This is a genomic window from Tessaracoccus sp. ZS01 (assembly GCF_022342445.1).
Lineage (GTDB): Bacteria > Actinomycetota > Actinomycetes > Propionibacteriales > Propionibacteriaceae > Arachnia.
This window is the reverse complement of record NZ_PQFE01000009.1, coordinates 56448-83432: the sequence shown is the minus strand read 5'-3', so window position 1 is coordinate 83432 and position 26985 is coordinate 56448. Positions and strand designations below refer to the sequence as shown.

The window sequence follows — 26985 nt, the reverse complement described above, 5'->3', positions numbered from 1 at the left end:
GTCAGTGAGGGTGGATGGATGCGATCAGGCGACCGGCGGGAGCAGGACCAGCGCGAGCAGACCCGCGAGGGCGCCACCGATCAGGGGGCCGACCACCGGTACCCAGGCGTAGCTCCAGTCGGAGTCGCGCTTGCCGGGGATGGGCAGGATGGCGTGCATGATGCGGGGGCCGAGGTCACGGGTGGGGTTGATGGCGTAACCGGTGGGGCCACCGAGGCTGATACCGATACCGACGACGAGCAGTGCCACGCCGAGGGCGCCGAGCCAGCCGAGGTTGGCCGGGCCTTCGCCGCCGGCCTCAGTGAACTTGCCGGCCGCGATGACGACGAACACGAGCACGAAGGTGCCGATGGCCTCAGTGATGAGGTTCCAGAGCGGGTTGCGGATCTCAGGTGCGGTCGAGAAGACGGCCAGCTTGAGGTTGGGGTCCGTGTCGGTGTCGAAGTGCTGCTTGTACGTCAGCCACACGAGGCCGGCGCCGGCCATGGCGCCGACGAGCTGGCCGGCGAAGTACACCAGCACCAGGCCGACGGAGACGGGTTCGCCACCCATCTCCTCGGCGCCGTTGACGAGCAGGCCGACGGTGACGGCGGGGTTGATGTGGCCACCGGATGCGTAGGAGGCGAGGACGCCCGCGAACACCGCAAGACCCCAGCCCCAGTTGATGAAGAGGAAGCCCTGGCCGTTGCCCTTCGTCTTGGCGAGCAATGCGTTGGCCACCACGCCACCACCGAGTAGCAGCAGCAGCATCGAGCCAACGGCCTCAGAGAGGAAGATGGTTCCCATGATTTCTCCATTCCTGACTGCAGTGTCAGATAGACGTCTTCCATAGACGCGTTTGCTCCAGCAAAGGGCATGTTGCACGTCATTGCAACAGCCATGCACACTTGTGCACAACGGTTAGACACCGGTGCACATAACTGCGTGATGAAATGCTGTCGATGCCGACGGGGAAGAGGCAGAGGACCCTGTCAGGGCCGACTGTCGCGAGGTTTGAGCATGGTGAGGAGGGCCGTCCTCAACACGTCTCTTTCCTGGGCCAGTTCATCCAGCCCAGAGGGTGGCCGTTCGACCTCATCGTGGCGTGCATAGGCCCGTTCGGCCGCCAGCATGATGTGGGTGCAGATGGACCCCACCTGAGCATCATCGAGCCACTTCGGATCGAACATGATGCGTTCCGCCCCACCGTCGCCGTTGAGGATGACGGTGACGCCCTTCGAGCGGCCCCTGGCCGGCGCCCCTGGTTCCGTCTCCCTGGTCGCAGCCAGGGCTGCGGCATGCCGCGCGTCGAGATCCCGGCCGACGCGGTCGAACAACACCAGTGACCGACGGCTGAGCGCGGGCAGGTCGCGCAGACGCTCGCGCACTTCACGGGGCAGTTCGGGCTCCTCGGGAGCCGCGCCGGGTTCTGGCGGTGCCGCCAGCTGGAGGGTCGACAGCATCAGCGCCTCGCGGAACCTGGCCTCCAACGCCGCGGCGTCCGGCACCTTGTGGAACCAGACGGGGCTCAGCCGCACCTTGGTGAGGCGGCCGTGCTCAGACCAGAGGCGCACAATGCCTTCGCGGTCTGAGAACCCGCCGTCGGATTCGTCGATCGCCTCTTCCTCGGGTTCATTGCCGCCGTAAGGTGGCGGCGCGAGCGGGTCCAGGTCGTCGTCGAATTCGGTCACGTCAGGGAACCTCCGCCACGAAGCTCTCGGTCCAGGCGGCGAGTTCTTCCAGCGTCAAGGTGTCAAACATGTCCCGGTTGAGGAAGAGGCGACCGCTCTCCGAGTTCCCGACGCACCATTGCGCGTCATTGGCCTCGTAACACCAGACACCGGGGCGCAGTTCTGTCTGCCCCTTCTCGAGGCCCTCGCTCCACTCGGCCGCCCGCTCACTCCATGCCCAGGGCGCGACAACGATCCGATCCGATTTTCCGGCGTCGTACACCGGCTGTCCGAGCAGCCAGTTCAGGGTGAAATCGCCGACGGTCGTGGGGTATTCGTCTTCGCCCAACTCCTCCAGCTGCACCGACCCAGTGGCCGCCGGGTCACTGGACGACCGGGTCGCCGAGGGAGCAGCTGTCGACGCCTCAACAGTCCCTGTGGGGCTGGGGGGTGCCGGGCCGTCCGGGGTGCAGCCGGTGCTCACGATCAACAGCGTGACACTGCAAGCGGCCAGGGACCGCAATCCCATCGAAACGGCTCCACGCATTCCTTACCTCTTCACCCCGTCGTTGGTTCCGCCGGGCTGCTGGGCGCCGGCCGGATCGTCCACCCGAGATTCTGCCTCATCCGGATCCGGCACCGAGTCCGTGGGGGCCGGCGGGACAGAGGCCTGCCCACCGCCTGTGGGCCACGTGCCAGGCTGAAGCAGCTGAGGAGCCGAGAGGCATTCCGTCACCTTGCCGGCAAGCGCATCGGCGCTGTCTCGGACAGGGCGTCCGAACTGGGCGTCCTGCAGGTTCGTCCGCAACGCCCTCAGAAGATCGAGCGCGTTGGCAACCCGTCGGTAGTGATAGCCCTTGGCGCCAGGCTGCAGACTCTGGACAGCCTGGGTGGTGGCCTTGATCTCCCGCTCCATCACGAGGAAGAGGGCCCGGTTGAACAGCGCGAGCTGGCTGATCGCATTGGCCATGCTGGTGGCCAACCCCCGCAGTTCCTCCGTCGCGCCGTCCTGCACGATGCTGCGCGCCGTGTAACTGCTGCTGGCGCCGCTGATCCAACCGGGGATCTGTCGCAGTGAAGTGATCCTGCTGCGCACCTGTGACACCTGTTCGGCTTTGGTCCGCCACCGCCTCGCATCGGCCTCAAGGTCGCCGGGGACATGCCCCACCTCCGTTCGGACGACCGTCATCTGCTCGCGAACGGCCTCAACCTCGCGCTGAAGATCCCGGATGATCTTCTCGCCCTTCGCCTCAAACTCGCGGCGGTCCTGCTGGTAGCCGAAGAGGCCGTGCTCCACGAACGACAGGAACTCGTCCCACCAGTTCACGGAGTCCTTCCGATCCGCCTCCACCGCGGCGTCGACGGCAGCCTTGAGCGCGTCGACGGCCGGCCCCAGCCGGTGGGCCCCCACGCCCTCCGCTTCGGTCAGGGAGAATCCGCTCGGCTGGCCGCCCAGCCTGATGAACAACCCGTCAACGAGATCGATCGGCAGAATCATCAGATCATCCCCTTCGCCTGCTGGGCATTGGCCTGCTCCGTGCCCCGGTAGTCGCTGGCCGAGGCCCGCAGCATCGACGAGATGGTGTTGTACTCGCCGCCCGCCCCGGAGGACCAGTCAGTGGTGGACGACGTCAGGGAGTTCACACCGAGGTCCGGCACGAGACCGAATTCGGTGGGGACCGGGGTCGACGTCACAGACTCCATCTCGCCGGACAGCTCCTCCCATTCCTGGGCCGCAGCCTCCAGCTGGGCCGGATCCACCTGATAGTCACCGGTGCCCCCGCCGCCGCCCGAGCCACCGCCGGACGGTGAGTACGACCCTGGGCCTGTCGGGTAACTGGGTGACGTGTATTGCCCAGAACCTTCGGCGCCGGGCTGCTGGTACGCGGGCGGGGATGAGGGCGCCGGATAGGAGGGTGGCTGATAGCTCGGCGGCTGGTACGGCGAGGGACCCTCTGAGCCGGGCGACGGTGGGACGTAGCCCGGATCGCCCGGGCCGGGGACGTAGCCCGGATCGCCCGGGCCGGGGACGTAGCCCGGATCACCCGGGCGCGGCACGTAGCCCGGATCACCCGGACGCGGCACGTAGCCCGGATCCCCCGGACGCGGCACGTACCCCGGATCACCCGGACCCGGCACGTACCCCGGATCACCCGGACGCAACGAATAGCCGGACTCCCCGGGGCGGGGAGAATAGCCCGGCTCCCCGGGGCCGGGAACATAGCCCGGATCACCCGGACGGGGCACATAGCCCGGGTCACCGGGCCGCAGGACGTGGCCAGGGTCTCCGGGGCCGGTCCCGTCCGGGCCGAGGCCCGCTGCCATGGGGCCACCCGGACCACCGGGCACGCCGCCCATCGCGGGGGCGCCCGCGCCGCCTCCGGCGAGGCCGCCGCCCATCGACGTGGCACCACCGGGCAAGCCGGCTCCGGCCGCGCCGGGGGCGCCTCGCATCATCCCGCCACCCATGACGCCCGCCATGTCTCCGGGGGCCACGCCACCGGGCGCGCCGGGGCGGCCCGCGCCGCCCGGGCCGCCCATCATGGGCGGCATCATCGCCGGGCCGCCGGCGCCCTTCTTGCCCTTGGCTCCGGTGGAGTTGGGGTTGATGGGCGCTTCGCCCAGGTCTGTGTCGTCGATCTCGTCGTCTGAATCTGCGCGCAGCCCGGCGAAACCGCCCTCGGCGGCCCGCTTCATCAGCTGCTCCCACGCCTTGTCAGCGTCACCCATGGCCATCTCCTCCGGGCATAGACCGTTGACAAGTTAACCAGCCGTTCGGGTCACGTCACACACCGTTGATCCGCCGGTGGCGGGGGCCCGTACGCCCACCTGGTTGGAGTATCAGCCGGCGTGGGCCGCCCGGAACTGCGCGGGGGTCAGACGACGCTTGGCGGCGATCGCCGTCACCGAGAAGGTGAGGGCGACGACGCCGAGCAGGAGCGCGACGGAGGCCAGGCCCACCTCGCCGGTGCCGTCCGCCATGTGGGTGCGGACCAGCTCGAAACCGTTCTGCAGCGGCGACACCGCGCCGATCGGCGAGAGCCAGCCGACGGCGGAGGAGAGGCCGAGGCCCACCGTCACGACGAGCAGCAGCCCGGAGATCAACCGCCCGATGTTGCCCAGCCAACCGGCCAGGGCGTGGTTGGCCAACGCGAACGAGCCGCCCAACAGCATCATCAGCAACACGAGGACCGCGGCCGTGCCCACGCCCAGGCCCAGCACGACCGAACCGATGAGTCCCAGCACGAGGCCTTGGCCGACGACGAGCACCAGAGGCAGCCACACCGTGCGGCCCCAGAGCACGATGCTCGCTGCACGGGAGCTGACGACGTTGCGCGGCACGGGACGCCAGAAGGCGAACGCCGCCAGGGCGCCGAGCCACAGGCCGGCCACGATCAGCAGCGCCGTGGAACCCACCTCGGTGGGCGTGATCAAATCCTTCTCCTCGGCCACCGGCGACGCGGCGACGCTGGACAGTTGCTTGCGGTCCTCGGCCGAGTAGCTGGGCAGCTCCTCGGCGCCCTTCGTCAGCTCGGTGTTGAACAGCTCGAGACCGTCAGAGAGCTGGCCGGCGCCGGACGACAGCTGGCTGAGCCCGCCGCTGAGCGCGTCGGTTCCCTCGGCCGCCGAGCGCACGCCGGTGGTGTACTGGCCGACGCCCGAGACGTATTCCTCGGCGCCGGTCTGCAGCTGCTGGGCGCCCGAGTCGAGCTGCCCCACGCCGCTGGCGAGGCCCGAGGCCCCGTCAGCCAGGCCGCGGGCGCCGGTCTGCAACTGCTGCACACCGGCCGGGAGTTGGGCGATGCCGTCTGCCAGGCTGCGGGCGCCGTCGGCCAACTGCGTGACTCCGGTCGGCAGCGCGCCGATCTGCCCCTTGAGTTGCTGGAGCCCGCCGTTCAACTGGGTGGCGCCGTCCGCGATGAGGGGGGCGTTGTCGACGAGGGGCTGGGCCTCGGTGACGATCTGGTCAGCGCCGTCACGCACCTGCGTGAGGGCGCCGCTGAGGACGGCCATCTGCTCGGCGGTCTGCGTCGGCAGTTCGGCGACAAGGGTGTCGACCCCGTCAGCCAGCGCGTCGGCGCCGCCGGCGAGTTGGCCCGCGCCGCCCACCAGCGACAGCCCGCTCTGCGGGTCTGGCGTGTTGAGCGCGGCCGAACCCGCGCCGGTGCCGGCCTGGAACCCGCCCTGCACGCCGGCGGCAGCGCCGGCCGCGAACGTCTGGCGGAGCATCTCGCACGTGGCCGGATCCTCCACCGGGCACGTGAAGGCCTGCGCGATCTGGTCTGCGACCGCCGCGACCTCGGCGGGCATGGGCACGGCGCCGGAGGCATAGCCCTGCAGGGCCTGGTCCGCCTGGGCGAGGCCGCCGCTGAGCCCGGCAGCGCCGTCGGCGGTGGCGCGGGCGCCCTGGGCCAACAGATCGAGCTCCGCGGTGTCGACCGGCTGGTTCTCGATGCCGGTGATGATCTGGCTGAGGCCGTCGCTGAGCTGGTCGACCCCGCCGACCACTGCGGCGGAACCCTCGGCGAACTCGGGGAGCCCGGCGAGCAACTGCCCACCCTGGTCCGCCAGTTGCGTCACGCCGTCGACGAGGGCCGGCGCCTGTCCCGAGAACTGCTCGACGCCGTCGGCCAACTGTTCGGCGCCGTCGACGAGGCGGGGCGCCTGACCGGCGAACTGGTCCACGCCGTCGGCTAACTGGTCGGCTCCCGAGGCGAGCTGGCCGGCGCCTGTGTTCAGGGCGCCGACGCCCACGGCGAGGTCGCCCACGCCCTCCGCGAGCTGCGAGCCACCGTCGGCCAGCTTGCCGCCGTTGTCCTTGAGTAGCGTCATGCCGTCGTTGAGCTGGGCGGCGCCGTCGGCCGACTGCTGGGCGCCGTCGGACAGCTGCGAGGCGCCGTCCTCCAACTCGGAGACGCCGTCGACGATGGTGCCGAACTGCTCGCCCACGGTGTTGAAGCCCACGTAGATGCCGTCGAGGTACCCCTCGGTGAGCTGCGCGTTGATGGTGTCGGTGGCCATGCGGGCGATCTGCTCGGCCACCTGGGCGTCCGTGACCGGCGCGTTGTCGCTGACCGCCACCTGGATGCCAGCCTGCTCGGCCTTGGCCGCGTCGTTCTCGGACCAGGACGTGGCGTTGGCGGAGAAGTTCTCCGGGATGGTCACGACGGCGGAGAACCTGCCGGACCTGAGGCCCTCGGTGGCGCTGGGCGCGTCCGCGAGGGTCCAGCTGATGTTGTCGCCTTCGCGCTCGAGCATGGCGGCCGCGAGCTGGCGGCCCATGGGGATGTACTGGTCGCCGACGGTGACCGCCTGGTCGAGATTCACGACGGCGGCCTCGATGCGGCTCTCGCCGCCACGGCCGATCAGGCCGAGCAGCAGGCCTGCGGCCAGCAGCGGCACAAGCGCCATCGCGACGATCTGTGCAGGGGTGGGGCGGGTGTTTCTCATGCCCTTGTCTCCTCGTGCAGGGGGGTGGCGACGTTCAGCACGCCGTCGGGGGTCAGGTCGATGAGGTGCTCCGCGCTGGCGGCGCCCAGGAGGACGGCGCCCCGCGCACGGGTGTTCTGGATGAGCTGGTCGAGGGCGTCCCGCGCGGCGCCCGGGGTCACCACGTCGACGGAGTCGACGATCACGACGGTGGCCGGACGGGTGCTCTCCAGCGCGGCGGCCACGTCCTCGACATGGGCGAGGTCGAGGTAGGTCACCCGACGGCGGGCCCGGCCTGCCCCTTCGGGCAGCAACGCGCCGGCCACCCGGGCTCGGCCACCGGTGGTCTGGAGCCTGCCGCCCAGCGCCAGGAGGGCGCCGGTGCGGGCGCCGACGGGGCCGACGACTCCGGCCACCTGGCCGGGCATCAGCCACAGGGTGAGGGGCTCGACGATGCCCTCCACCTCAAGGTCTTCGGCGTGCAGCGCCGACCCGTCGCCGGGCCATTCCTTGAGCGCCATCTCCTTGGAGAGCACCTCGCCCTCCACGTCGAAGGTGGGCAGCAGGCGGTCCAGCCACGCGGGCAGCCACCAGGCGCGGTCGCCGAGCAGCGTCATCACGGCCGGCACCAGCGTCATGCGGACCAGGAACGCGTCCACAGCGACGCCCACGGCCAGCGCGAACGCGATCGATTTGATCGGCCCCATGCCTTCGGGGACGAAGAACGCGAACACGGCGAACATGATCACGGCCGCAGCGGCCACGACCGGCCCTGAGGCGACGAAGCCGCTGCGGATGGCGTCGAGCGCGCTCTTGCCGTGCACGTACTCCTCACGGATCCGGCTGACGAGGAACACCTCGTAGTCCATGGCGAGGCCGAACAGGATGCCCATCAGCAGGATGGGCAGGAACGAGATGACCGGCATGCCGCGCTCGAGGTTGACCAACTCCTTGAGCCAGCCGTGGTTGAACACCAGAGTGGTGGCACCGAACGCCGCGCCGACGCTGAGGAGGTAGCCCACCGTCGCCTTCACCGGAACCCACACCGAGCGGAACACTGCGGCCAGGAGTACCAGGGACAGGCCGACCACCAGCAGCCCGAACGGCAGCAGCGCCTGGGTGAGCTTGTCGCTGATGTCGATCTGGACGGCGGTCATGCCGGTGACGTTGGTGTTGACGTCGTACTCGGCCAGCCACTCGTCGTGTCGGTCCATCAGCGCGCGGGCGAGGACGGCGGTCGCGGGGTCGTCCGGGCCGGTGGTGGGGACCACCTGGATGAGGCCCGTGTCGGCGTTGGGGTTGGGGGTGGACAGCGGCACGGAGGCGACGCCGTCCATCCGCTCGATGTCGGCCTTGAGGTCGGCCATGACGCCGAGGGGGTCCGTCGAGCCGATGATGTCGGCGGTCACGACGAGCGGGCCGTTGACGCCCTCGCCGAAGTGCTCCGCCATGAGGTCGTAGGCGATCCGCGCGGGCTGTTCCGCGCGCTGCTGGCCGGCGTTGGGCAGCGACACCTGCAGCCCCACCGTCGGAATCGTCAACGCACCGAGCAGCACCACGACGCTGATGATGGTGGCCACCGGGTGCTTGGTGGTGACGCCCACCCACCAGGCGAAGGCACCCGTCCCGGAACGGGACTTCTTCCTGGCCTTCGGCGCGCGTTCCCGGGGGCGCATCTTCTCGCCCATGAACCCCATCAGCGCGGGCAGCAGGGTCAGCGCGACGGCGACGGCCAGGGCCACGCCGAGTGCAGCGAAGATGCCCATCACGGTCAGGAACGGGATGTTGGCGACGGACAGGCCGAGCAGCGCGATGAAGACGGTAAGGCCGGCGAACACGACGGCCGACCCGGAGGTGCCGACGGCGCGGCCGGCCGACTCCTGCGGCTCGAGGCCCTGGCGCAACTGGTCGCGGTGCCGCGACAGGATGAAGAGGGCGTAGTCGATGCCGACGGCGAGGCCGAGCATCACGGAGAGGATGGGCGTGGTGGAGTTGATGGCGAAGACCGACGTCAGCAGGAACATGAGCGCCGTGGTGATGCCGACGCCCATGATGGCGGTCAGCAGCGGCAGTCCCGCAGCAACGAGGGATCCCAGCACCACGGTGAGGACGATGAGGGCCACCACCAGGCCGATGATCTCGATGAGGCTCAGCGCGGGCAGTTCGATGTTGTAGGCCTCGCCGCCCATCGCGACCTCGCTGCCCGGCGGCAGCTCCGCCTGCAGGGCGTCGGCCACCTCGGTGATGGGCGCCAGGTCGTCGGCGGTCGGGGTCACTCCGGAGAACCCGAGGCTCAGCTGGATCAGCGCCGCGCGTTCGTCGTCGGAGATGAGTCCGTCCACGAACTCATTCCAGGGCGAGGTGGCACCGTCAGCCTCCACCTCGTCGAGCGCGGCGAAGCTGGCGACAGCGTCCTCGATCTGGGGCCGGTAGGTCTCGACCGACTCGCCCTCGGGGAGCACGATCACCGCCATGGCCGACAAGGCGGCACCCTGCGGGAACGTCATCCTCAGCTTCTCCAACGCCTCCTGGGAGTTGGAGGAGGGGATGTCGAAGTCGTTGTTGAAGCTCCCTGACCAGGCCGCGGCCGCGCCGCCCAGGCCCAGGAGGACCGCCAGCCAGATGGCGAGCACGGTGAGGCGGCGCCGGAAGCACCATTTGCCGACGGCGTAAAGCCAAGCTGACATGAGATTGCCCTATCCTCTGGTGTACCGGCATCAGGATACATCGGTGTACCGATTTCAATACATTCCTGTACCCGTCGCGAAAGTGAGCAACATGACGGTCTTGGACACAGCCCGACGACGGGCCACGCGCGCCCGCCTCGTCGAGGCCGGCATCAGCGAGTTCGGCACCCGTGGCATTGACGCCACCAGCGTCGAGCAGGTGTGTGAGGCGGCCGGCTTCACGCGCGGGGCCTTCTACTCGAACTTCTCCAGCAAGGACGACCTCTGCATCGAGATCGCCCAGACCGTGGCCGAGGAGGCGTCGGCCCGGATCCGGGACGCGCTGGCCACCATGCCCGACGAGATCCCGGCGGACAGCATCGTCACGGCCATCCTCGACGTGGCGCACCTGTCCCCCGCACTGCATGCGACGGAGGTGGAACTGTCGCTGCGGGCCGCGCGGGTGCCCGAGTTCGGCGAGCGGCTGCGCGCCACCCGCGCCGGGCTGCTGCCCATGTACCTGGAGGTCGCCGAGCAGGCCGCCGCCCGCGCCGGCGTGCGGTTCACCGTCCCTGTCGCCGATGCGCTGGAGATCCTCGAGACACTGCACTACTCCCCCCGCCAGATCGGCTACAACGAGGAATCGAAGCGGCTCATCACCCTCGCCTCGCAGGCCTTCGTCGAGCCGATCGGGACCGGGGCGTGAGCGCCCGCGTCGAACACCTGGTGACCGCCTCCGGCCAGGGCTTCGAGAACAACGTGTGGCTGGTGGGCGACGACACCGAGGCCATCGTCATCGACCCTGCCCACGACGCCTCGGCCGTCGTCGAACTCGTCGGCGGGCGGCGCGTCACGCAGATCGTGCTGACACACGGGCACTGGGATCACGTCGGGGCGGTGCTGGACTTCGCGCCCCAGGTGGGAAACCCGCCCATCCGGCTCCACGAGGCAGACCGGTTCCTCTGGGACCAGGAGCACCCGGGCGACGACTTCAACCCGCTGCTCGACGGCGAGCGCCTCGCCGTCGCGGGGACCGAGCTGGAGGTGCGGCACACCCCGGGCCACACGCCCGGGGCGGTGTCTCTGGTGGCGGAGGATCTCGGCTGCGTCTTCACCGGCGACACCCTCTTCGAGGGCGGCCCGGGCGCCACGCGCTGGGGCTACTCCGGCTTCGAACAGATCATCGGGTCCATCTCCGAGCGGCTCTTCACGCTGCCCGACGAGACGGTGGTCCACACCGGGCACGGGCCCTCCACCACCATCGGGGCCGAGCGCCCGCAGCTCGCTGACTGGATCGCCCGCGGCTGGTGAGCAGCCGCGGGACACAGGGCCGGCCGGGTAGATTGGCGGCCATGATGCGCAAACTGTTGTGGCTCGTCGGGTTGATCACCCTGGCCTGCGTGGTGGTGGGGGCGGTGGACCGTCGGCAGGCCGCGCGTCGCCGCGAGCTGTGGGCTGAGGCGACAGACTGACACCGGCGTTCAGGACGCGCGCGTGAGGTCTTCCGTCCCGCGTTCGAACGTGGCGTGCCCCAGACGCGCCCCTGCCCCGAACAGCACCGCTGCACAGGCCACGTAACCCACCCCGATGCCGAGGAAGGCCGCAGTCGACAGCCCCGTGGTGGGCAGCACGAAGGCAGCCACGACCCCAGCGGTGACGAACGCGGCGTTGAAGAGCATGTCGTAGAAGGTGAAGACGCGACCCTTGTACTGCTCTTCCACGTGCGACTGGACGATGGTGTCCACACAGACCTTGAATGCCTGGACGGCCAGGCCGACGAAGAAGCTGGTCACGAAGACCACGGGCTTCGCGGAGCTGATGGCCAACGCCGCCGAGGTGGCCGTGCCGAGCAGGAGCACCGCGATCGAGGTGCGACGCAGCCCCAGCCACCGCACCATGACGGGCACCACGGGTGCCGACAGGATGAAGCCGGCGCCGGTGGCCAGGCCCCAGACCGTCAGGTCGGCGAGCGCCAGTTCCGGGCGGTCCGAAGGGTGCCACAGGTGCCTGGCGGCGAGGATGACCGCGACGCTGAGCAGGCCGAACAGCAGCCGTGTGGCGGCCATCAACAGCAGCGCCAGGAGCGCGACGGGACGGGTGCGCAGATGGCGGGCGGCATCTGCCAGGCCGGCCACCACCTCCGTGGTCGAACGCCGCCTGACGACGGTGGAACCCACGCCGCCAGCGGCTGGGTCAACGGGGGCGGGGCCGAGGGCGTCGCGGTGGAAACCGCGGCACACCAGCACCGAGCCGACGAACATCACCGCCGACAACCCGAACACCATGGCATCGGCCCTGTTGGCCCCCAGCGCGTCGCCGAGCGCGAACCGGGCGGCGAAGCCGGCGACCGCGCCGATGACGACCCCGATGGGCCCCACCGTCGGCACGATCGACGACGCCGTGAGGTACTCGTCCTGCTCGACGGTGTGCTGCAGCCCGGCCGACAGCCCGGCCAGCATGAACCGGTTGATGCTCATCGCGACCAGCAGGGCGCCGAACAGCACGACGGCCCAGCCCCCCGTCGTGGCCCCCGTGGCGATGATCACGCCAATGGTGGCGGCGAGGACCGCACGGGTGAGGTCCGAGTAGAGGGCGACGTCGCGTCGTGACCAGCGGTCCAGCAGCGGCGACACGAACGGGCCGATCACGGTGAACGGCAGCAGGGTGAGCGCCAGCACACCCGCGATCGCCCAGGCGCTGGCCTGCGACTGTGGGGAGAACAGGATGTAGCTGGCCATCCCCACCTGGAGTGTGCCGTCAGCAGCCTGGCTCAGGATCCGCAGGGTCAGCAGCCGACGGAAGGCTGCGTGGCGCCAGAGTCGCCTGAGGGCGCTGATCAGCTGCACGTCAGTAGCCGCTGGCCTCGGCGTGCGCGCGCTCGGCCTTCTCGACGGACCAGTTGGCACCGACCTCTTCCATCATGGCGTCGACCTTGTCGCGGTCGAAGCGCATGAGGGCGTTCTGCGCTGCCAGCATCTCTTCGTACTTGGCGGTGCGCTCACCCGGCTCACCCTCGTAATCGTGGTTGAGGTAGCCGTGGGCCAGGCGGTCCACGCGGCGGACGGCGGCCATGAGCTTGCCCTTGGGCGAGACGAGCGACGCGACCACGGTGAGGGTCAGGACGCCGACGATGACGGGCAGCGACGTGTACGCGTCGAACGTGAACACGTTGACAGGCTCACCGTCGTTGATGAAGAACAGCGCGTTGGTGTGCAGCGCCTCGAGCACCAGCTTGACGCCGATGAAGCCGAGGATGATCGACAGGCCGTACTTCAGGTAGACGAGGCGGTCCAGCAGCCCGTCGATGAGGAAGTACAGCTGACGCAGACCCATCAGCGAGAACGCGGTGGCGGCGAACACGATGTACACGTTGGTGGTGACCGCGTAGATGGCGGGGATGGAATCCAGGGCGAACAGGATGTCCGTGCCGCCGATGGCCACCATCACGAGCAGCATCGGGGTGAGGACCCGGCGGCCGTTCTCCATGGTGAAGAGCTTGTCGCCGTCGTAGTGGTCCGTGGTGTGGAGGTAGCGCTTGGCCAGGCGGATGATGAAGTTGTCCGCCTCCGAGTCTTCCTTCTCCGGCGCCAGCAGCTTGCCGGCCGTCACGATGAGGATCAGGCCGAAGAGGTAGAAGGTCCAGGTGAAGTTGTCGATCATCGCCTTGCCGGCGAAGATGAAGGCCGAGCGGGCGATCAGCGCGAAGACGATGCCGAACAGCAGCACCTTCTGCTGGTCCGCGCGGGGCACTGCGAAGCTGGAGATGATCACCAGGAACACGAAGAGGTTGTCAACTGACAACGCCTTTTCCAGCAGATAGCCGGAGAAGTACTCCACGCCCATGGTGGTGCCACCGAAGACCAGCAGGATGACACCGAAGAGGATCGCCACCCCCACATAGAAGGCCGACCAGATGGTGGCCTCGCGGAGGGTGGGTTCGTGCGCCTGACGCACGTGGAAGAAGAAGTCGAACGCGAGAAGGGCCAGAATGGCGACCAGAGTGATCGCCCAGACCCAGAGGGGCACGTTTGTCGACACGCAAAAGCTCCTGACTGGCGAGAAAACGGGGTTTCTGCCATCGGTACCCTTCAGGGCCAACGTCGATGACTCATCAAGTCTACCGTCCGGCACGGCCCGCCCGGAAACGCCGGAAGCCACCGCGCGTTCTGCGAGGGCTGACGTCACCCTTGGGTAGCCTGGGGTGGCGCCGAAGAGGAGGTCCCCTATGCGTCGACTGCTGGCCGCGGCACTGACCGCCGTCCTACTCGCCTCGGGCTGCGCCCCGGGCACCGACGGGGAGTCGCCCCAGCCGCAGGAGTCGCCGACGGCGGCAAGCCCTGCCGGTGACCTGCCCGCCGCAGACTCCGTCCTGGCGGAGGTGGCCGCCGCACTGACGGCCAGGGATGTCTCCAAGCTCACGATGTCGGCCAGCAACGCCGCGGCGCAGGCCGAACTCGAAACGATCTTCGCCGGCATGGACGGCATCTACCCCACGTTCGAACCGGGCGAGCTGACCTACCAGGGTGAGGGCGCCGTCGGCACCTTGACGGTGACGTACCCGCTGGGCGTGGAAGGCTGGACCTACGCCACGCCTGCCGCGTTCACGCTGCGCGACGACCAGTGGGTGCTCGAGTGGTCGCCGACGTTGGCGCACCCGGAGCTGACGGGGTCGACGAGGTTGCGCTTCACGCAGGAGGAGGCCAAGCGGGGGCCCATCAACGACAACACCGGCCTCGCCCTGGTCGAGGAGCGCGCGCTCTACGAGGTGGGCATCGACAAGGCGGCGCTGGCCGAAGCCGAATGGGCCACCTCCGCCACCCAACTGGCCACCCTCCTGGGCGCCGACGCGGAGGCCTTCACGGCCAAGGTGCTGGGCGGCGGGCCGAAGGCCTTCGTGATCGCCAAGACGCTGCCGCAGTCGGAGATCCCCGCCGGGGTCGCCGATGTGCCGGGCAGGCTCGTGCGCGAGATCCGCGCGGTGCTGGGCCCCAGCTCGACGTTCGCCGCACCCATCCTGGGCGCGATCGGGGAGCCCACCGCGGAGATGATCGAGAAGTCCGGGGGGAAGCTCACCGTCAACGACCGCGTGGGCATCTCCGGCCTGCAACTGCGCTACGACGAGCAACTCCGCGGCGTGCCCCTGATCCGGGTGGACCTGGTATCGCGGGCCGCGAAGGAGGGCGAGTCACCGTCACCCACCCCCATGGAACCCCGACCGCTGTTCCTCCAGGACACATCCGTCAGCGAAGGCATCGACCTCAGCATGGACCGCGACCTGCAGACAAAGGCCGAAGCGGTCCTCGCGGCGCAGCCCGGTCTCGCGTCGCTCGTGGTGATCAACCTGGCCGACGGCGGGCTGCTCGCGGCGGCACAGTCGCCGTCGGGCGGCACCTACCCCCACGCGACGTTCGGCAAGTTCGCTCCGGGGTCCACCTTCAAGGTCGTCTCGTCGCTGGCGATGCTGCGCAACGGGTTGTCGCCGTCGTCGACGGTGCAATGCCCACCCACGCTCGCCATCGACACCTACACCTTCGGCAACTACACCGGCTACAGCCGCACCGGTGCCATCACGCTGATGGACGCCTTCAAGTACTCGTGCAACACCGCGTTCGTCACGGCCGCAGACACCGTCACCTCAGACCAGCTGGCCGCGGCCGCAGGGTCGCTGGGCGTGGGCACCGATTACGACGCCGGGTTCACGTCGAACTTCGGCACGGTGGCCCCCAGCAACCGGATCGACCGGGCCGCGTCGATGATCGGTCAGGGCCAGATCACGATGTCGCCGTTGGGCATGGCGGCGGTGGCCGCTTCCGTCGGCGCCGGCCGCACCGTCGTGCCGTGGCTCGTCAAGGGCCACCAGGCGTCGCCGACGGCCGCTCCGCTGGCGGCCGCCGAGGCGCAGAGCCTCCAGGCCATGATGAAGGCGACGGTGGACACCGGCACCGCGCAGTCCCTGAAGGGCAAGATGATCGGCGCCAAGACGGGCACCGCCCAGTGGGGACCGACGGGCAACCAGCAGACGCACGCGTGGATGATCGCCTACAACGACAAGGTGGCGGTGTCGGCGTTCGTGGAGGTCGGCGACAGCGGCGGCACCACCGCGGCGCCCCTGATCACGGCTCTGTTCAGCTGACGAAGGCCGCGTAGTCGGCCTGGAGGACCTCGGCCACCGCTTCGGGGTCCTTCTGGCCGCCGATCAGTTCCTGGAAGGCCGCGCCCGCGGTGTCGCCGAAGGTGGGCGTCGCGTAGTCGAGGTAGGGCAACAGCGTGCCCCGCTGCGACACGGCCTCAAATTCCACGAAAACGTCGTGCAGCACGCCGGTCTCCGGCGCCAGCTCGCCTGCCCTTAGCACGGGGAGCCCGCCGTTTGCCGCGACCGTCTCCATGGCCCCTTCGTTGGTGATGAAGTCCAGATAGGCGGCCGCGACCTCCGGATGGGCCGCCCTCGACGGGATGGACCACGGAATGCCGGTACCCCCGGTGGTGGCCAGCGCACCGTCGAGGCCCATGGGTGGAGCCATGAAGCGCAGTCCCTCGCCCACGGCATCCTGCAGGTCGGTGGCGAGCCAACTCCCGGCCGGCAGGAAGGCAGCCTTGCCCTCGGCGAAGTGGAGCCAGGCCGAGTCGTAGTCCGTGCCGTTGGGCGAGTCACCCAGGTAGTCCTCCGCACCCCAGGCGGCGAACTTCGTGAGCGCCTCGAGGTTCGCGGCGCTGGTCCAACTGGCCCCCGAGTTGCCCATGCCGAGCTTGATGATGTCGTCCGTGGGCAGGTAGGCGGCCTGGAGCGGCCCGAACACATGGAGGGCGGGCCACTTGTCCAGGTTGCCGAGCACCATCGGCTGCAGGCCGTCGCCGCGCGCCGCGTCGAGCAGGGCGAAGTAGCCCTCCCACGTTCCGGGGGCCTCGCCGCCGAGCCTGTCCAGGGTCGCCTGCCGGTAGTACAACCCGACGATCTCCCCCGTCTGCGGCAGTCCGTAGAGGTTCCCCTCCCCGAAACTGACCGCATCTGGTGAGTAGCGCATCTTGCCCAGCACCGAGCCGGTGAACCGGTCGTCCCAGCCGTAGGCGGCCGCGAACCCGGAGAGGTCGAGGATCTGACCCGCACGGACGAAGGCCCCCATGTCGGCCCGGGCGTTGTTGACCTGCATCACGTCGGGCACATCGTTGCCGGAGAGCGCGAGTGTGACCTGCTTGCGGAGGTCGTCGAAGGACTGCGACAGTCGCCGGATCGTCACGTTGGGGAACGCGTCCTGGAAGCCCTCGTTCAAGGCCTCCATCGTGGCGTTCTGACCCCCGCGGACCTCCTGGTCCCACACGGTCAACGTGAGGTCGCCGAGCGACGCGATATCAGGGTCGGCGACGGCAACGGGCTGGGTGCTGGCAGTCGGTTCCTGATGGGAGCCGGGCGCGCACGAGACCACGGTGCTGCCTGCGGCAACAGCGAGGAACGTGCGTCGCTTCATGGGTGCCTTCTCAGTGGCTGGGCTTCCAAGAATGCCAGCCCGGAGCAGTGCCCATCGGCCGGCGGCGAGGATCTCCTCAGTGGGGGCTGTCCCGATCCATCCGCTTCAGGCCCACCACGCACGCGATGATGCCGGCCAGGAACAGCGCCTTCTGCCAGGACAGCTGCTCCTGGCCGGTCAGGGTGGCGTAGGTCACGGTGAGCACCGCCCCGAGGCTGGTCCACACCGCATAGGCCGTCCCTGTAGGGATGTGTTTCATCGCCAACCCGAGGCCGACGGTGGACAGTGCCACCGCCACGAGGAACACGACGGTGGGCCCGAGCCTCCCGAAACCCTGGCTGGCCGACAGCGCGTTGGCCCACACCGCCTCGAGGACGGCGCTGACCAGCAGGACGGGCCAGGCCCAGGACTGCGGCAGCCGCATCACGCCACCACCTTCAGGCCCACGACGCACGTCACGATGCCCACCAGCAGCAGGACCTTCTTGATGCTGGCCGGCTCCGCGCCCGTGGCCATCGCCCAGATCACGGTGAGCGAAGCGCCGGTGGCGGTCCAGACGGCGTAGGCCGTGCCCGTCGGCAGCGTGTCGAGCGCCACCCCGAGGCCGATGAGACTGAGGACGGACGCCACCACGAAGACCATGGTGGGCAGGGGGCGCCGGAGCCCGTTCGAGCGGCCGAGCGCGGTGGCCCAGACGGCCTCCATCACACCGGAGGCGAGCAGGATGACCCAATCCATGAAGACACAACTCCTTCTGCACTGCCCTCACGCGAGGGGGCCAGTCTTGTCTTCACCGGGTACTGATCCGTCGTCCGGGGCGGGTCGCCAGCGCCGAGTCTAAAGGAGTCCAGGGAGCCCGCCAAGGTCACCGGCGCTTGATCGGCTAGACTCCGGGAATAGTTGAACCCTAAACATTGTTGGAGTAGGCATGGACCTCGAAACGCTTGAATTCGGCATCGACACCTTCGGCGACGTCACGGCAGCCGCCGACGGCACGCTGCTGCCGCACGACCAGGTCGTGCGCAACGTCGTCGATGAGGGGATCCTCGCCGACCAGGTGGGCCTGGACGCCATCGGCATCGGCGAGCACCACCGCGACGACTTCGCCGTGTCCTCGCCGGAGATGGTGCTCGCGGCCATCGCCGCCCGCACCCAGCACATCAAGCTGGCCTCCGCCGTCACGGTCCTCAGTTCCGACGACCCGGTGCGCGTGTTCGAGCGCTTCGCCACCCTGGACGCCATCAGCTCCGGCCGGGCCGAGATCGTGGTGGGGCGCGGTTCCTTCACCGAGTCGTTCCCCCTGTTCGGCTACAACCTGGCCGACTACGAGGAGCTCTTCGAGGAGAAGCTCGCCCTCTTCGCCCAACTCGTCCAAGGCGGCATCAACACGTGGCAGGGCAAGCTCACCCAGAACCTCAAGGACGTCGAGCTCTTCCCCACCCTGGCCGACGGGCCGCTCAAGACGTGGGTCGCCGTGGGAGGCAGCCCCCAGTCCGTGGTGCGTGCCGCGTCGCACGGCCTGCCGCTCATGCTGGCCATCATCGGCGGTCCCACCGCCCGGTTCGCGCCGTTCGCCGAACTGCACCGTCGGGCCCTCGAGGAACTGGGTAAGGCGCCGCAGCCCGTGGGCTACCACACGTACGGTCACGTGGCGCCGACGGACGAGGAGGCTCTGGAGCAGCTCTACCCCGCGTGGCTCGAGCAGAGCCGCCGCATCGGCGGTGAGCGCGGTTGGGGCCAGATGGGCCGGGAACACTTCGAGCACGAGGCCGCCCACGGCTCCATGGCGGTGGGTTCTCCGGAGACCGTGGCCCGCAAGATCGCCGACGGCATGAAGGCACTCGACGCCACCCGCTACCAGCTCAAGGTGTCCGCCGGCCGTCTCTCCCACGAGGCGATCCTGCGCTCCATCGAGCTCTACGGCACCGAGGTGGTCCCGCTCGTCAAGGACATGCTCACCGACGCCTGAGCCGTGAGGATCCCCCGCCGGGCGGTCAGAGGCCGGTGCTAGCGTCGGATCCATGACAGAAACGCCCGCGCGACCAAGCTCGCCCCTGGACCAGATCGCCGACGACTACGTCGAGACCTTGGCCAAGCTCTCCCCCATCGCCGCGACGAACTGGGGCATCCCCGGCCAGGACCATCTCCTCGATGATTTCTCCCCGGCCGGCCTCGACGCCCTCGCCGACGCCACGCGCGCCACGCTCGCGAAGGTGCGTCAGACCGCCCCGCAGGATGCGATCGACGAGGTCACCGCCGCCGCCATGAACGAGCGGCTCGGCCTCGAACTCGAACTCCACGACGCCGGCGAGAGCTACGCCACGCTCAACAACCTCGCCTCGCCGCTGCAGGGCATCCGCGACATCTTCGACCTGATGCCCACGGACACCCTCGAACAGTGGGAGGTCATCGACCAGCGCATGGCCACCGTGCCGACAGCGGTGGACGGCTACATCGAATCGCTCCGCCACGCGGCTACCCACGCCGACGGCCCGTTCCCTGCGCTCCGCCAGATCGAGCTGGGCGTCAAGCAGGCAGAGGAGCTCGCCGGCGGCGGTTCTTTCTGGACCCGTTTCGCCGAGGGCGCGCAGGTGCCGGACGCCGCCTCCGCCTCGCTGCTCCGTAGCGCTGATGTCGCCCGCGGGGCCTACGGCCGGCTCGCCGAGGCGCTGCGTGAGCTCGCCCCCCGCGCCCCGAAGGACGACGCCGTGGGCCGGGAGCGCTACGAGCGGTTCTCGCGCTACTTCCTGGGCGCCCGTGTCGACCTCGACGAGACCTACGAGTGGGGCCGCGAAGAGCTCCACCGCATCGTCGCCGAGCAGGACGACGTCGCCCTCCAGCTCTACGGCGAGGGCACCTCACCGGAGGAGGCCATGGCGCGCCTCGACGACGACGTCAACCGCCAGCTCCGCGGCGTGGACGCCCTCCAGCGCTGGATGCAGGAGACCTCGAACCAGGCGGTCGCCGAACTGGCGGACGTCCACTTCGACATCCCCGCCCCGGTGCGCCGGCTCGAGTGCATGATCGCCCCCAGCAACACCGGTGCCATCTACTACACCGCCCCCTCCGACGACTTCTCCCGCCCCGGCCGCATGTGGTGGTCGGTGCCCGAGGGCGTCGAGCGCTTCGGCACCTGGCGCGAGAAGACCACCGTCTACCACGAGGGCGTCCCGGGCCATCACCTCCAGCTGGGCCAGACGATCTACCGCTCCTCGCTCCTCAACCGCTGGCGCCGGCTCGCGTGCTGGGTTTCGGGCCACGGCGAGGGCTGGGCCCTCTACGCGGAGCGCCTGATGGCGGACCTCGGCTACCTCGACGACCCCGGAGACCGGATGGGCATGCTCGACGCCCAGCGCATGCGCGCTGCCCGCGTCGTCCTCGACATCGGCGTCCACCTGGGCAAGGACGCGCCGGAGGAATGGGGCGGCGGCACCTGGAACGAGCCCAAGGCCTGGGAGTTCTTCAAGGCCAACGCCAACATGGCCGAAGAGTTCCTGCGCTTCGAACTGGACCGCTACCTCGGCTGGCCCGGACAGGCGCCGTCCTACAAGGTGGGCCAGCGGCTGTGGGAGCAGGCGCGCGACGAGGCGGCGGCCCGGGGAGGCGACGCGTTCGACGTGAAGTCGTTCCACCGCAGGGCCCTGGACCTCGGCTCCGTGGGCCTCGACACCCTCCGCGAGGCACTCCTGAAGTAGCCGAAACCGTTGCGCCATGGCCCCGGATGGGCTGGACTAGAGGCCATGACGCGACTCGGCTTCCACGCCTCCCACGAGCAGATCGCCCCCGGCCAGCTCCTGACCGACGTTCAACTCGCAGAACAGGCCGGGTTCCAGATGGCCATGTGCTCAGACCACTTCGTGCCGTGGTCCACGGCGCAGGGCCACTCCGGCTACACGTGGAGTTGGCTGGGCGCGGCGCTCGCCACCACCGGGCTCACGTTCGGCTGCGTCACGGCCCCCGGCCAGCGCTACCACCCGGCCGTCATGGCGCAGAAGATCGGCACGCTGGCCTCCATGTTCCCGGGCCGCTTCTGGACGGCGCTCGCCAGCGGCGAGGCGATGAACGAGAACATCACCGGCGACGTCTGGCCGCGCAAGGAGGTTCGCGAACAACGCCTCGACGAATGCGTCAGCATCATCAGCCGCCTGCTCGACGGTGAGGAGGTCTCCCACGACGGCCTGGTCACCGTGAACTGCGCGCGCATCTGGGACCGGCCTGAGGAACGGCCGCTGCTCATCGGCCCGGCCGTCTCGGCTGAATCGGCCGCGCGCATCGCGCAGTGGGCCGACGGCCTCATCACGGTGAACCAGGACCACGACTCCCTCCGCCGGGTCATCGACGCCTACCGGGGCGCCGGCGGGAGGGGCCGACTCGCGCTCCAGCTGCACCTCAGCTGGGCCCCCAGCTTGGAGAGGGCGGAGCACATCGCCCACGAGCAGTGGGCGGGCAACGCGGTGGGCGCACCCCTGACCTGGGACATCGCCACCGTGGAGGGTTTCGACGTGGCGGCGTCCCACATCACCGTCGACGAGGTCCGCCGTGCGGTGCGCATCTCCGACGACCCGGCCCAGCACGTGGCCTGGATTCAGGAGTACGCAGCACTCGGTTTCGACGACATCTACCTCCACTTCGTGGGCCAACACCAGCAGCCCTTCATCGAGGAGTTCGGCTCAAGGGTCTTGCCAGAGTTCGCCTGACCTGGCTTCGATGGACCCATGAGGATTACCGATACGAGCGACCTGTGGTGGAAGAGCGCCATCATCTACTGCCTGGACATCGAGACCTATCTGGACAGCGACGGTGACGGCGTGGGCGACCTCGCCGGGCTCTCCCAGCGCATCGACTACCTCGCCCAACTCGGGGTCAACACCCTGTGGCTGATGCCGTTCTACCCCAGCCCGGACCGCGACGACGGATACGACATCAAGGACTTCTACGGCGTCGACCCACGTCTGGGCAATCACGGCGAGCTGCTGGAGGTCATCCGCACCGCCCACAGCCGCGGCATCCGGGTCATCGCAGACCTCATCATCAACCACACCTCGGACCAGCACCCCTGGTTCGTCGCGTCGCGGCGTAGCACCACCAACAAGTTCCGCGACTACTACATCTGGCGCGACGACGACCCGGGCGACACCTCGGCCGAAGTCGTGTTTCCCGGCGAGGAGGACGGCATCTGGACGAAGGACGAGCGCACCGGCACCTGGTACCTCCACCACTTCTACAGCCACCAGCCGGACCTCAATGTGGCCAACCCGAAGGTGATGGACGAGCTCCTGCGCACCGTCGGCTTCTGGCTGGAGCTGGGGATCGACGGCTTCCGCGTCGACGCCGTGCCCTTCCTGCTGCAGAACTCCGAGACCACGACGACGCCCACCCAGTACACGGACCCGCACGACGTGATCCGCGGCATCCGCGACTTCCTGGGCCGCCGCAAGGGCGACGCCATGCTGCTCGGCGAGGTCAACGTGCCGCACGAGGAGCAGCTGAAGTACTTCGGTGAGGACCGCGGCGACGAGCTCCACATGATGTTCGACTTCATCGCCATGCAGGCCTGCTACCTGTCCTTCGCCCGCGAGGACCCGGCGCCGCTCATCAAGGCGCTGTTGGACCGCCCCGAGATCCACCCCACCTGCCAGTGGGCCACGTTCCTGCGCAACCACGACGAACTCACCCTCGACAAGCTCACTGACCAAGAGCGCCAGGAGGTCTTCGAGGCCTTCGGCCCCGAGGAGGAGATGCAGGTCTACAACCGCGGCCTCAAGCGCCGGCTCCCACCCATGTTCGCCGGAGACCCCCGCCGCGTCCGGATGGCCTACTCGCTGATGTTCTCGCTGCCCGGCTCCCCCACGCTGTACTACGGCGAGGAGATCGGCATGGGCGAGGACCTCTCGGCCGAGGGGCGCATGTCCGTGCGCACGCCCATGCAGTGGGACAGCGGCCGCAACGGAGGTTTCTCCAGCGCTCCCCCCGGCAAGCTCATCCAGCGGCCCGTGGCGGACGGCTTCGGCCCCGACCACGTCAACGTCGCAGACCAGGAGCACGATCCCGGCTCGCTGTGGTCCTTCATCCGCACCCTGATCGGCGTGTGTCGACGGCGGCCCGAGATGGGCTGGGGCGACTTCAGCGTGCTGGCGCACAAGACCCCCTCCGTGCTTGCTAACCGCCTGCAGTTGGATGACTCCTCCATCGTGGCTCTCCACAACTTCTCCTCCGACGGCGCCGTCGTCTCCCTCACGGATGTCTTCGGGGACGACGACGTGGTGGAGGACCTGCTGGACGGCGAGGCCGTGGTCCACCACGAGGGCGGCGGCTTCGAGGTGCCGCTCGACGGGTATGGCTACCGGTGGTTCCGCGTCGCGAAGCGGGCCACCTGAGGCAGGGTCGGGGTGCGCCGGCACTTCCGGCGGATGGCGGGGGCTTGGCGGCAGATCTACGCTGGCTGCCATGACGTCCCGCCGCGCCCTGCTCCTCGGCGCTGCGGTGCTGCCCTTGGCCGCGTGCGGGCGGTTCGACCCCGGCTTCGACGTGCCCCTGGACGGGCCAGTGGCCTGCCGCTCGCCTGAGTCACTGACCGCCTTCGACACGCTCGGCGGAGCGCCCCTGCGCTACGAGATCACGGGCACCCCGCAGAGCTTCAACGCGGACCCGCGGTTCGTCGAGCAACTGCAGGGCTGGGCCGACGACTGGGTGGCGGTCAGCGGGCTCGGCGCGCTGGCGGCGGTGTCCACCTACGGTGCCCACGTCGACAAGTGCGGGTCCTGGCACGCCGCGGGCCGGGCGTTCGACTTCGGCGTCCTCACCCATGAGGACGGCACCGAGGTCTCCTGCCGCTACGACCTCTACGGGGAGGACCCCACGCGGCTCGCCCTGTACTGGCGGTTGGCGGCGTCGTTGGCGAAGCACTTCAACTACACGCTCACCTACCGCTACAACGAGCAGCACCACAATCACATCCACGTCGACAACGGCGTCAGCGGCTACGAACCGTTCGGCTTCAACGAGGGCTCACGCACGCACGTGACGCTCGTGCAGGGCGTGCTGCGCTGGGTCTTCGGGCGCGACGTACCGGCCCACGGCGACTTCGACGCCACCACCCGCGACGCCGCCCGCGCCCTGCAGCAGGAGTTCGGCATCACGCAACGCCTGAGCACGACGGAGGGCTGGGCAGCGTTCCTCGACGCCGCGGCTAGGGGGTGAGCGTCACCGCCCAGGCCCGCACGGCGGCGGGGTCGAAGTGGTCCTGCTCGCCGTGCTTCATCGACTTCATCAACAGGCGGCGGAAGAAGCCCACCTTCCCGGGGACGTAACGCCCCGCGAAAGACTCGCTGGCCTCCGCACCCGTCAGTTCCACCATCGGCGCGTTGTACGCAAGGGACTGGTCACGCGCGGCCGGGTCCTGGGCGCTGAGGCAGGTGTTGAACACCGCCACCCTGGTGCCTTTCAGGGCCTCCGCATGGGAGGCGGCCCACGTCGTTGCCTCGGAGTACCAGTTGTTGGCGTTGATGCCACTGCCGAAGATCACGAGACCGGCCCCGTCGACGGCGGGCTTGTCCTTGAGGTCGGCCACGCGCACGTCGTGGCCGCCCTCACGAAGGACATCTGCGACGGTGAGTGCGACGTCGCGGGCGGAGGCGGTGCGGGTGGCGTACCCGACGAGAACCGAAGTCATGAACCATAAGATAGTGACGCGGTTGTGCCCGCCGACTCCGGGGTCGCCCCTAACGGGCCCGGGTTCAGTCGAAGATGGGCCCGACGGTGCGGGTGCGCTTCAGTTCGAAGAACCCGGGGTAGGCGGTGACCTTCACGAAACCGTCGAACAGGTCCCCCGCCTCCTCGCCCTTCGGCGCGGGCGAGATGACCGGGCCGAACAGGCTCATGCCGTTGACGCGCAGCACCGGGGTGCCCACCTCGTCGCCCACCGGGTCCATGCCCTCGTGGTGTGAACGGCGCAGGTCGTCGTCGATGTCGCGGGTCTGGGCGATGTCGACGATGTCGGCGTCAGCCCCGACGGCGGCGAGCGCCGCCCTGACGGTTTCCGGGGAGCGCTCCTCATCGTTGAGGTGGAAGCGGGTGCCGATCTCCGTGTAGAACTCGAGCAGCTTCTCAGAGCCGTGGCGCTGTTCCACGAGCAGCGCCGCGCGAGCCGACACCCAGGCCTTGTCCATGAGCTCCTGGTAATCGGAAGGCAGGTCGCGACCGTCGTTGAGGACGGAGAGGCTCATGACGTGGAAGGTGGTCTTCACGTCACGGACCTTCTCCACCTCGAGCATCCAGCGGGACGTCATCCAGGCCCAGGGGCAGACGGGGTCGAACCAGAAATCAACGTGTGTCGTCATGGCTCCATCTCACCACACCGGCGGATTGACGGAAGCGACGTTCGCCGTCGGCGTCAGGCTCAGCTGGCCAGCGCGTCTACCGCCTCGGCGTCCGCCTTGGCCGCCGACTCCTCGGCGAGCTGTTCCTGGCTCTTGGAGGAGCGGACCCACTTGTCGATGATGGCGGCGATGGCGCCGTCGCCCGTGACGTTGGTGGCGGTGCCGAAGGAGTCGATGGCGATGTAGGTGGCGATCATGAGGCCCACCTGGGCGTCGGTGAAGCCCAGCATCGACGACAGCAGGCCGACAGCCGTCATGATCGCGCCGCCCGGCACGCCGGGTGCTGCCACCATCATGACGCCGAGCATGAAGATGAACGCGATCATCAGACCGGGCTGGATGGCGCTGCCGGACAGCATCATGACGGCGATCGAGAAGCAGGTGATCTTGATCATGGAGCCGGCCAGGTGGATGGTGGCGCACAGCGGCACGGCGAAGGCCGCCACCGGCTGGGACACGCCGTTCTTCAGCGTGGAGCGCAGCGTCACCGGGATGGTGGCGGCCGACGAGGAGGTGCCCAGGGCGGTCGCGTAGGCGGGCAGCATGTTGAGCAGCATCCGGAAGGGGTTGCGGCCGACGACGGCGCCGGCCACCAGGAACTGCAGCACGAGCATGATCCAGGTGAGGATGAACACGAACACCACGACGCCGAGGAACGTGACGATGACGGTGGCCACCTGACCGCCCTGGGTCATGTTGAGGAAGATGCCGAAGATGTAGATGGGCAGCAGCGGGATGATGATCTTGGCGATCACCCAGTTGACCAGGTCACGCAGTTCGCGGAAACCGCGCAGCAGTGCGCCGCCCTCCACGACCGTGAGCGCGATGCCCACCACGAAGGCGAGCACGACGGCCGTGGTCACGCCGAAGAGCGGCGGGATGGGCAGCTCGAAGAAGGGAGCGAGCAGTGACTCCTCAGGGTTGGTGAGGGACTGCGCGCCGTCGGCCGGCAGCACCCTGGGCAGCACCAGCATGGAGGCGGCGTAGCCCATGAAACCAGCCAGCAGGGTGGAGAGGTAGGCCAGACCGGCCGTGATGGCCAGCCACTTACCGGCGCCGCGGCCGAGGTCGGCGATGGCGGGGGCGATGAGGCCGAGAATGATCAGCGGGATGGCGAATCCGAGGAACTGTCCGAACAGTCCGTTGAACGTCACGAAGATGCGCGTCACCCAGTCAGGTAACACGGTGCCCAGCAGCACGCCGAGCACGATGGCGGCGACGATCTGGGGCAGCAGCCCGAAGGAGAACTTCCTGGGCCTGGTTGTCTCAGCACTCATAGGAGAAAAATAGACGACCCCCTGGGAGATATCCGCATCGGGCCGACTTGGTGAGAAAGGGCGGGCGCGATTTTACTCCCACCCCACCCCTGAATTCACACCTTTAGGGGCCTGTCAGTCGA

At 69.1% G+C, this 26985-nt stretch carries 23 protein-coding genes and 1 riboswitch; of the genes, 8 read left to right on the top strand and 15 right to left on the bottom strand.

Going from position 1 to position 26985, the window contains the following annotated elements; genetic code table 11:
* Positions 1–24: 24 nt before the first annotated feature.
* The 7 genes from C3E87_RS09835 to C3E87_RS09805 all read right to left on the bottom strand — a co-directional run bounded on the left by C3E87_RS09835 (position 25) and on the right by C3E87_RS09805 (position 9766).
* The gene (locus tag C3E87_RS09835; protein ID WP_076062184.1) at positions 25–786 is read right to left on the bottom strand and encodes an MIP/aquaporin family protein; all 762 of its coding nucleotides are present in this window, start codon (positions 784–786) and stop codon (positions 25–27) included.
* A 185-nt stretch (positions 787–971) separates the two neighbouring features.
* Positions 972–1670, bottom strand: a complete 699-nt coding sequence (locus C3E87_RS09830) for a hypothetical protein (RefSeq protein WP_076062181.1) — start codon at positions 1668–1670, stop codon at positions 972–974.
* A gap of 1 nt (position 1671) precedes the next feature.
* The gene (locus C3E87_RS09825) at positions 1672–2013 is read right to left on the bottom strand and encodes a hypothetical protein (RefSeq protein WP_143570980.1); all 342 of its coding nucleotides are present in this window, start codon (positions 2011–2013) and stop codon (positions 1672–1674) included.
* Positions 2014–2199: 186 nt separating this feature from the next.
* Complete coding sequence (locus tag C3E87_RS09820) at positions 2200–3147, bottom strand: hypothetical protein (RefSeq protein WP_076062176.1); 948 nt, start codon at positions 3145–3147, stop codon at positions 2200–2202.
* Positions 3147–4379: a WXG100 family type VII secretion target gene (locus C3E87_RS09815; protein ID WP_076062174.1), complete on the bottom strand. Its 1233-nt coding sequence runs from the start codon at positions 4377–4379 to the stop codon at positions 3147–3149. The genes C3E87_RS09820 and C3E87_RS09815 overlap by 1 nt, the downstream gene beginning before the upstream one ends.
* Positions 4380–4490: 111 nt before the next feature.
* Positions 4491–7100: a YhgE/Pip domain-containing protein gene (locus tag C3E87_RS09810; RefSeq protein ID WP_076062172.1), complete on the bottom strand. Its 2610-nt coding sequence runs from the start codon at positions 7098–7100 to the stop codon at positions 4491–4493.
* Positions 7097–9766, bottom strand: coding sequence for an MMPL family transporter (locus C3E87_RS09805; protein ID WP_076062170.1), 2670 nt, complete (start codon positions 9764–9766; stop codon positions 7097–7099). The genes C3E87_RS09810 and C3E87_RS09805 overlap by 4 nt, the downstream gene beginning before the upstream one ends.
* Before the next feature lie 91 nt (positions 9767–9857).
* On the opposite strand from C3E87_RS09805, the gene C3E87_RS09800 reads away from it, so the two are divergent.
* Positions 9858–10451 (top strand): TetR/AcrR family transcriptional regulator, encoded by a 594-nt coding sequence (locus C3E87_RS09800; RefSeq protein WP_076062167.1) that lies wholly within the window; start codon positions 9858–9860, stop codon positions 10449–10451.
* Positions 10448–11056, top strand: a complete 609-nt coding sequence (locus tag C3E87_RS09795; protein WP_076062165.1) for an MBL fold metallo-hydrolase — start codon at positions 10448–10450, stop codon at positions 11054–11056. Before C3E87_RS09800 ends, C3E87_RS09795 begins: the two co-directional genes overlap by 4 nt.
* A 170-nt stretch (positions 11057–11226) precedes the next feature.
* Here C3E87_RS09795 and C3E87_RS09790 read toward each other — a convergent pair whose 3' ends face one another.
* Entirely contained in the window at positions 11227–12591 is a 1365-nt protein-coding gene (locus tag C3E87_RS09790; RefSeq protein ID WP_083665546.1) for a hypothetical protein, read from the bottom strand.
* Between the two features lies 1 nt (position 12592).
* The gene (locus C3E87_RS09785) at positions 12593–13783 is read right to left on the bottom strand and encodes a TerC family protein (RefSeq protein WP_076062163.1); all 1191 of its coding nucleotides are present in this window, start codon (positions 13781–13783) and stop codon (positions 12593–12595) included.
* A gap of 187 nt (positions 13784–13970) precedes the next feature.
* Here C3E87_RS09785 and C3E87_RS09780 point away from each other — a divergent pair, with 187 nt between their 5' ends.
* A complete protein-coding gene (locus C3E87_RS09780) occupies positions 13971–15878 on the top strand; it encodes a penicillin-binding transpeptidase domain-containing protein (protein ID WP_076062161.1) in 1908 nt (635 codons plus the stop codon).
* Here the strand turns inward: C3E87_RS09780 and C3E87_RS09775 are convergent.
* The 3 genes from C3E87_RS09775 to C3E87_RS09765 all read right to left on the bottom strand — a co-directional run bounded on the left by C3E87_RS09775 (position 15871) and on the right by C3E87_RS09765 (position 17946).
* The gene (locus C3E87_RS09775; protein ID WP_076062159.1) at positions 15871–17208 is read right to left on the bottom strand and encodes an ABC transporter substrate-binding protein; all 1338 of its coding nucleotides are present in this window, start codon (positions 17206–17208) and stop codon (positions 15871–15873) included. The genes C3E87_RS09780 and C3E87_RS09775 overlap by 8 nt on opposite strands.
* 76 nt (positions 17209–17284) lie before the next feature.
* The gene (locus C3E87_RS09770) at positions 17285–17632 is read right to left on the bottom strand and encodes a multidrug efflux SMR transporter (protein ID WP_076062157.1); all 348 of its coding nucleotides are present in this window, start codon (positions 17630–17632) and stop codon (positions 17285–17287) included.
* Entirely contained in the window at positions 17632–17946 is a 315-nt protein-coding gene (locus C3E87_RS09765; protein WP_076062155.1) for a multidrug efflux SMR transporter, read from the bottom strand. Before C3E87_RS09765 ends, C3E87_RS09770 begins: the two co-directional genes overlap by 1 nt.
* 35 nt (positions 17947–17981) lie before the next feature.
* Positions 17982–18040: riboswitch (guanidine-III (ykkC-III) riboswitch) on the bottom strand.
* 96 nt (positions 18041–18136) lie between these two features.
* Here C3E87_RS09765 and C3E87_RS09760 point away from each other — a divergent pair.
* The 5 genes from C3E87_RS09760 to C3E87_RS09740 all read left to right on the top strand — a co-directional run bounded on the left by C3E87_RS09760 (position 18137) and on the right by C3E87_RS09740 (position 24408).
* On the top strand, positions 18137–19177 hold the full coding sequence (locus C3E87_RS09760; RefSeq protein WP_076062153.1) for an LLM class flavin-dependent oxidoreductase: 1041 nt from the start codon (positions 18137–18139) through the stop codon (positions 19175–19177).
* Positions 19178–19229: 52 nt separating this feature from the next.
* The gene (locus tag C3E87_RS09755) at positions 19230–20903 is read left to right on the top strand and encodes a DUF885 domain-containing protein (protein ID WP_076062151.1); all 1674 of its coding nucleotides are present in this window, start codon (positions 19230–19232) and stop codon (positions 20901–20903) included.
* A 45-nt stretch (positions 20904–20948) separates the two neighbouring features.
* Complete coding sequence (locus tag C3E87_RS09750; protein ID WP_076062148.1) at positions 20949–21905, top strand: TIGR03885 family FMN-dependent LLM class oxidoreductase; 957 nt, start codon at positions 20949–20951, stop codon at positions 21903–21905.
* Positions 21906–21923: 18 nt separating this feature from the next.
* Positions 21924–23585 (top strand): alpha-amylase family protein, encoded by a 1662-nt coding sequence (locus C3E87_RS09745; protein ID WP_076062146.1) that lies wholly within the window; start codon positions 21924–21926, stop codon positions 23583–23585.
* Positions 23586–23655: 70 nt separating this feature from the next.
* Positions 23656–24408, top strand: a complete 753-nt coding sequence (locus C3E87_RS09740; protein ID WP_076062144.1) for an extensin family protein — start codon at positions 23656–23658, stop codon at positions 24406–24408.
* On the opposite strand, the gene C3E87_RS09735 is transcribed toward C3E87_RS09740, so the two are convergent.
* The 3 genes from C3E87_RS09735 to C3E87_RS09725 form a co-directional block, all read right to left on the bottom strand.
* Positions 24398–24880: a flavodoxin domain-containing protein gene (locus C3E87_RS09735; RefSeq protein ID WP_076062142.1), complete on the bottom strand. Its 483-nt coding sequence runs from the start codon at positions 24878–24880 to the stop codon at positions 24398–24400. The genes C3E87_RS09740 and C3E87_RS09735 overlap by 11 nt on opposite strands.
* Positions 24881–24944: 64 nt before the next feature.
* Positions 24945–25547: a DsbA family protein gene (locus tag C3E87_RS09730; RefSeq protein WP_076062140.1), complete on the bottom strand. Its 603-nt coding sequence runs from the start codon at positions 25545–25547 to the stop codon at positions 24945–24947.
* A gap of 59 nt (positions 25548–25606) precedes the next feature.
* Entirely contained in the window at positions 25607–26863 is a 1257-nt protein-coding gene (locus tag C3E87_RS09725) for a dicarboxylate/amino acid:cation symporter (protein ID WP_076062138.1), read from the bottom strand.
* Positions 26864–26985: the final 122 nt, after the last annotated feature.

What these genes read in the sequence shown, in the direction of transcription:
- C3E87_RS09835 (WP_076062184.1), bottom strand. Translation starts at nt 786, where the DNA reads ATGGGAACCATCTTCCTCTCTGAGGCCGTTGGCTCGATGCTGCTGCTG.
- C3E87_RS09820 (WP_076062176.1), bottom strand. Translation starts at nt 3,147, where the DNA reads ATGATTCTGCCGATCGATCTCGTTGACGGGTTGTTCATCAGGCTGGGC.
- C3E87_RS09815 (WP_076062174.1), bottom strand. Translation starts at nt 4,379, where the DNA reads ATGGGTGACGCTGACAAGGCGTGGGAGCAGCTGATGAAGCGGGCCGCC.
- C3E87_RS09810 (WP_076062172.1), bottom strand. Translation starts at nt 7,100, where the DNA reads ATGAGAAACACCCGCCCCACCCCTGCACAGATCGTCGCGATGGCGCTT.
- C3E87_RS09805 (WP_076062170.1), bottom strand. Translation starts at nt 9,766, where the DNA reads ATGTCAGCTTGGCTTTACGCCGTCGGCAAATGGTGCTTCCGGCGCCGC.
- C3E87_RS09800 (WP_076062167.1), top strand. Translation starts at nt 9,858, where the DNA reads ATGACGGTCTTGGACACAGCCCGACGACGGGCCACGCGCGCCCGCCTC.
- C3E87_RS09780 (WP_076062161.1), top strand. Translation starts at nt 13,971, where the DNA reads ATGCGTCGACTGCTGGCCGCGGCACTGACCGCCGTCCTACTCGCCTCG.
- C3E87_RS09775 (WP_076062159.1), bottom strand. Translation starts at nt 17,208, where the DNA reads ATGAAGCGACGCACGTTCCTCGCTGTTGCCGCAGGCAGCACCGTGGTC.
- C3E87_RS09770 (WP_076062157.1), bottom strand. Translation starts at nt 17,632, where the DNA reads ATGCGGCTGCCGCAGTCCTGGGCCTGGCCCGTCCTGCTGGTCAGCGCC.
- C3E87_RS09765 (WP_076062155.1), bottom strand. Translation starts at nt 17,946, where the DNA reads ATGGATTGGGTCATCCTGCTCGCCTCCGGTGTGATGGAGGCCGTCTGG.
- C3E87_RS09760 (WP_076062153.1), top strand. Translation starts at nt 18,137, where the DNA reads ATGGACCTCGAAACGCTTGAATTCGGCATCGACACCTTCGGCGACGTC.
- C3E87_RS09755 (WP_076062151.1), top strand. Translation starts at nt 19,230, where the DNA reads ATGACAGAAACGCCCGCGCGACCAAGCTCGCCCCTGGACCAGATCGCC.
- C3E87_RS09750 (WP_076062148.1), top strand. Translation starts at nt 20,949, where the DNA reads ATGACGCGACTCGGCTTCCACGCCTCCCACGAGCAGATCGCCCCCGGC.
- C3E87_RS09745 (WP_076062146.1), top strand. Translation starts at nt 21,924, where the DNA reads ATGAGGATTACCGATACGAGCGACCTGTGGTGGAAGAGCGCCATCATC.
- C3E87_RS09740 (WP_076062144.1), top strand. Translation starts at nt 23,656, where the DNA reads ATGACGTCCCGCCGCGCCCTGCTCCTCGGCGCTGCGGTGCTGCCCTTG.
- C3E87_RS09735 (WP_076062142.1), bottom strand. Translation starts at nt 24,880, where the DNA reads ATGACTTCGGTTCTCGTCGGGTACGCCACCCGCACCGCCTCCGCCCGC.
- C3E87_RS09730 (WP_076062140.1), bottom strand. Translation starts at nt 25,547, where the DNA reads ATGACGACACACGTTGATTTCTGGTTCGACCCCGTCTGCCCCTGGGCC.
- C3E87_RS09725 (WP_076062138.1), bottom strand. Translation starts at nt 26,863, where the DNA reads ATGAGTGCTGAGACAACCAGGCCCAGGAAGTTCTCCTTCGGGCTGCTG.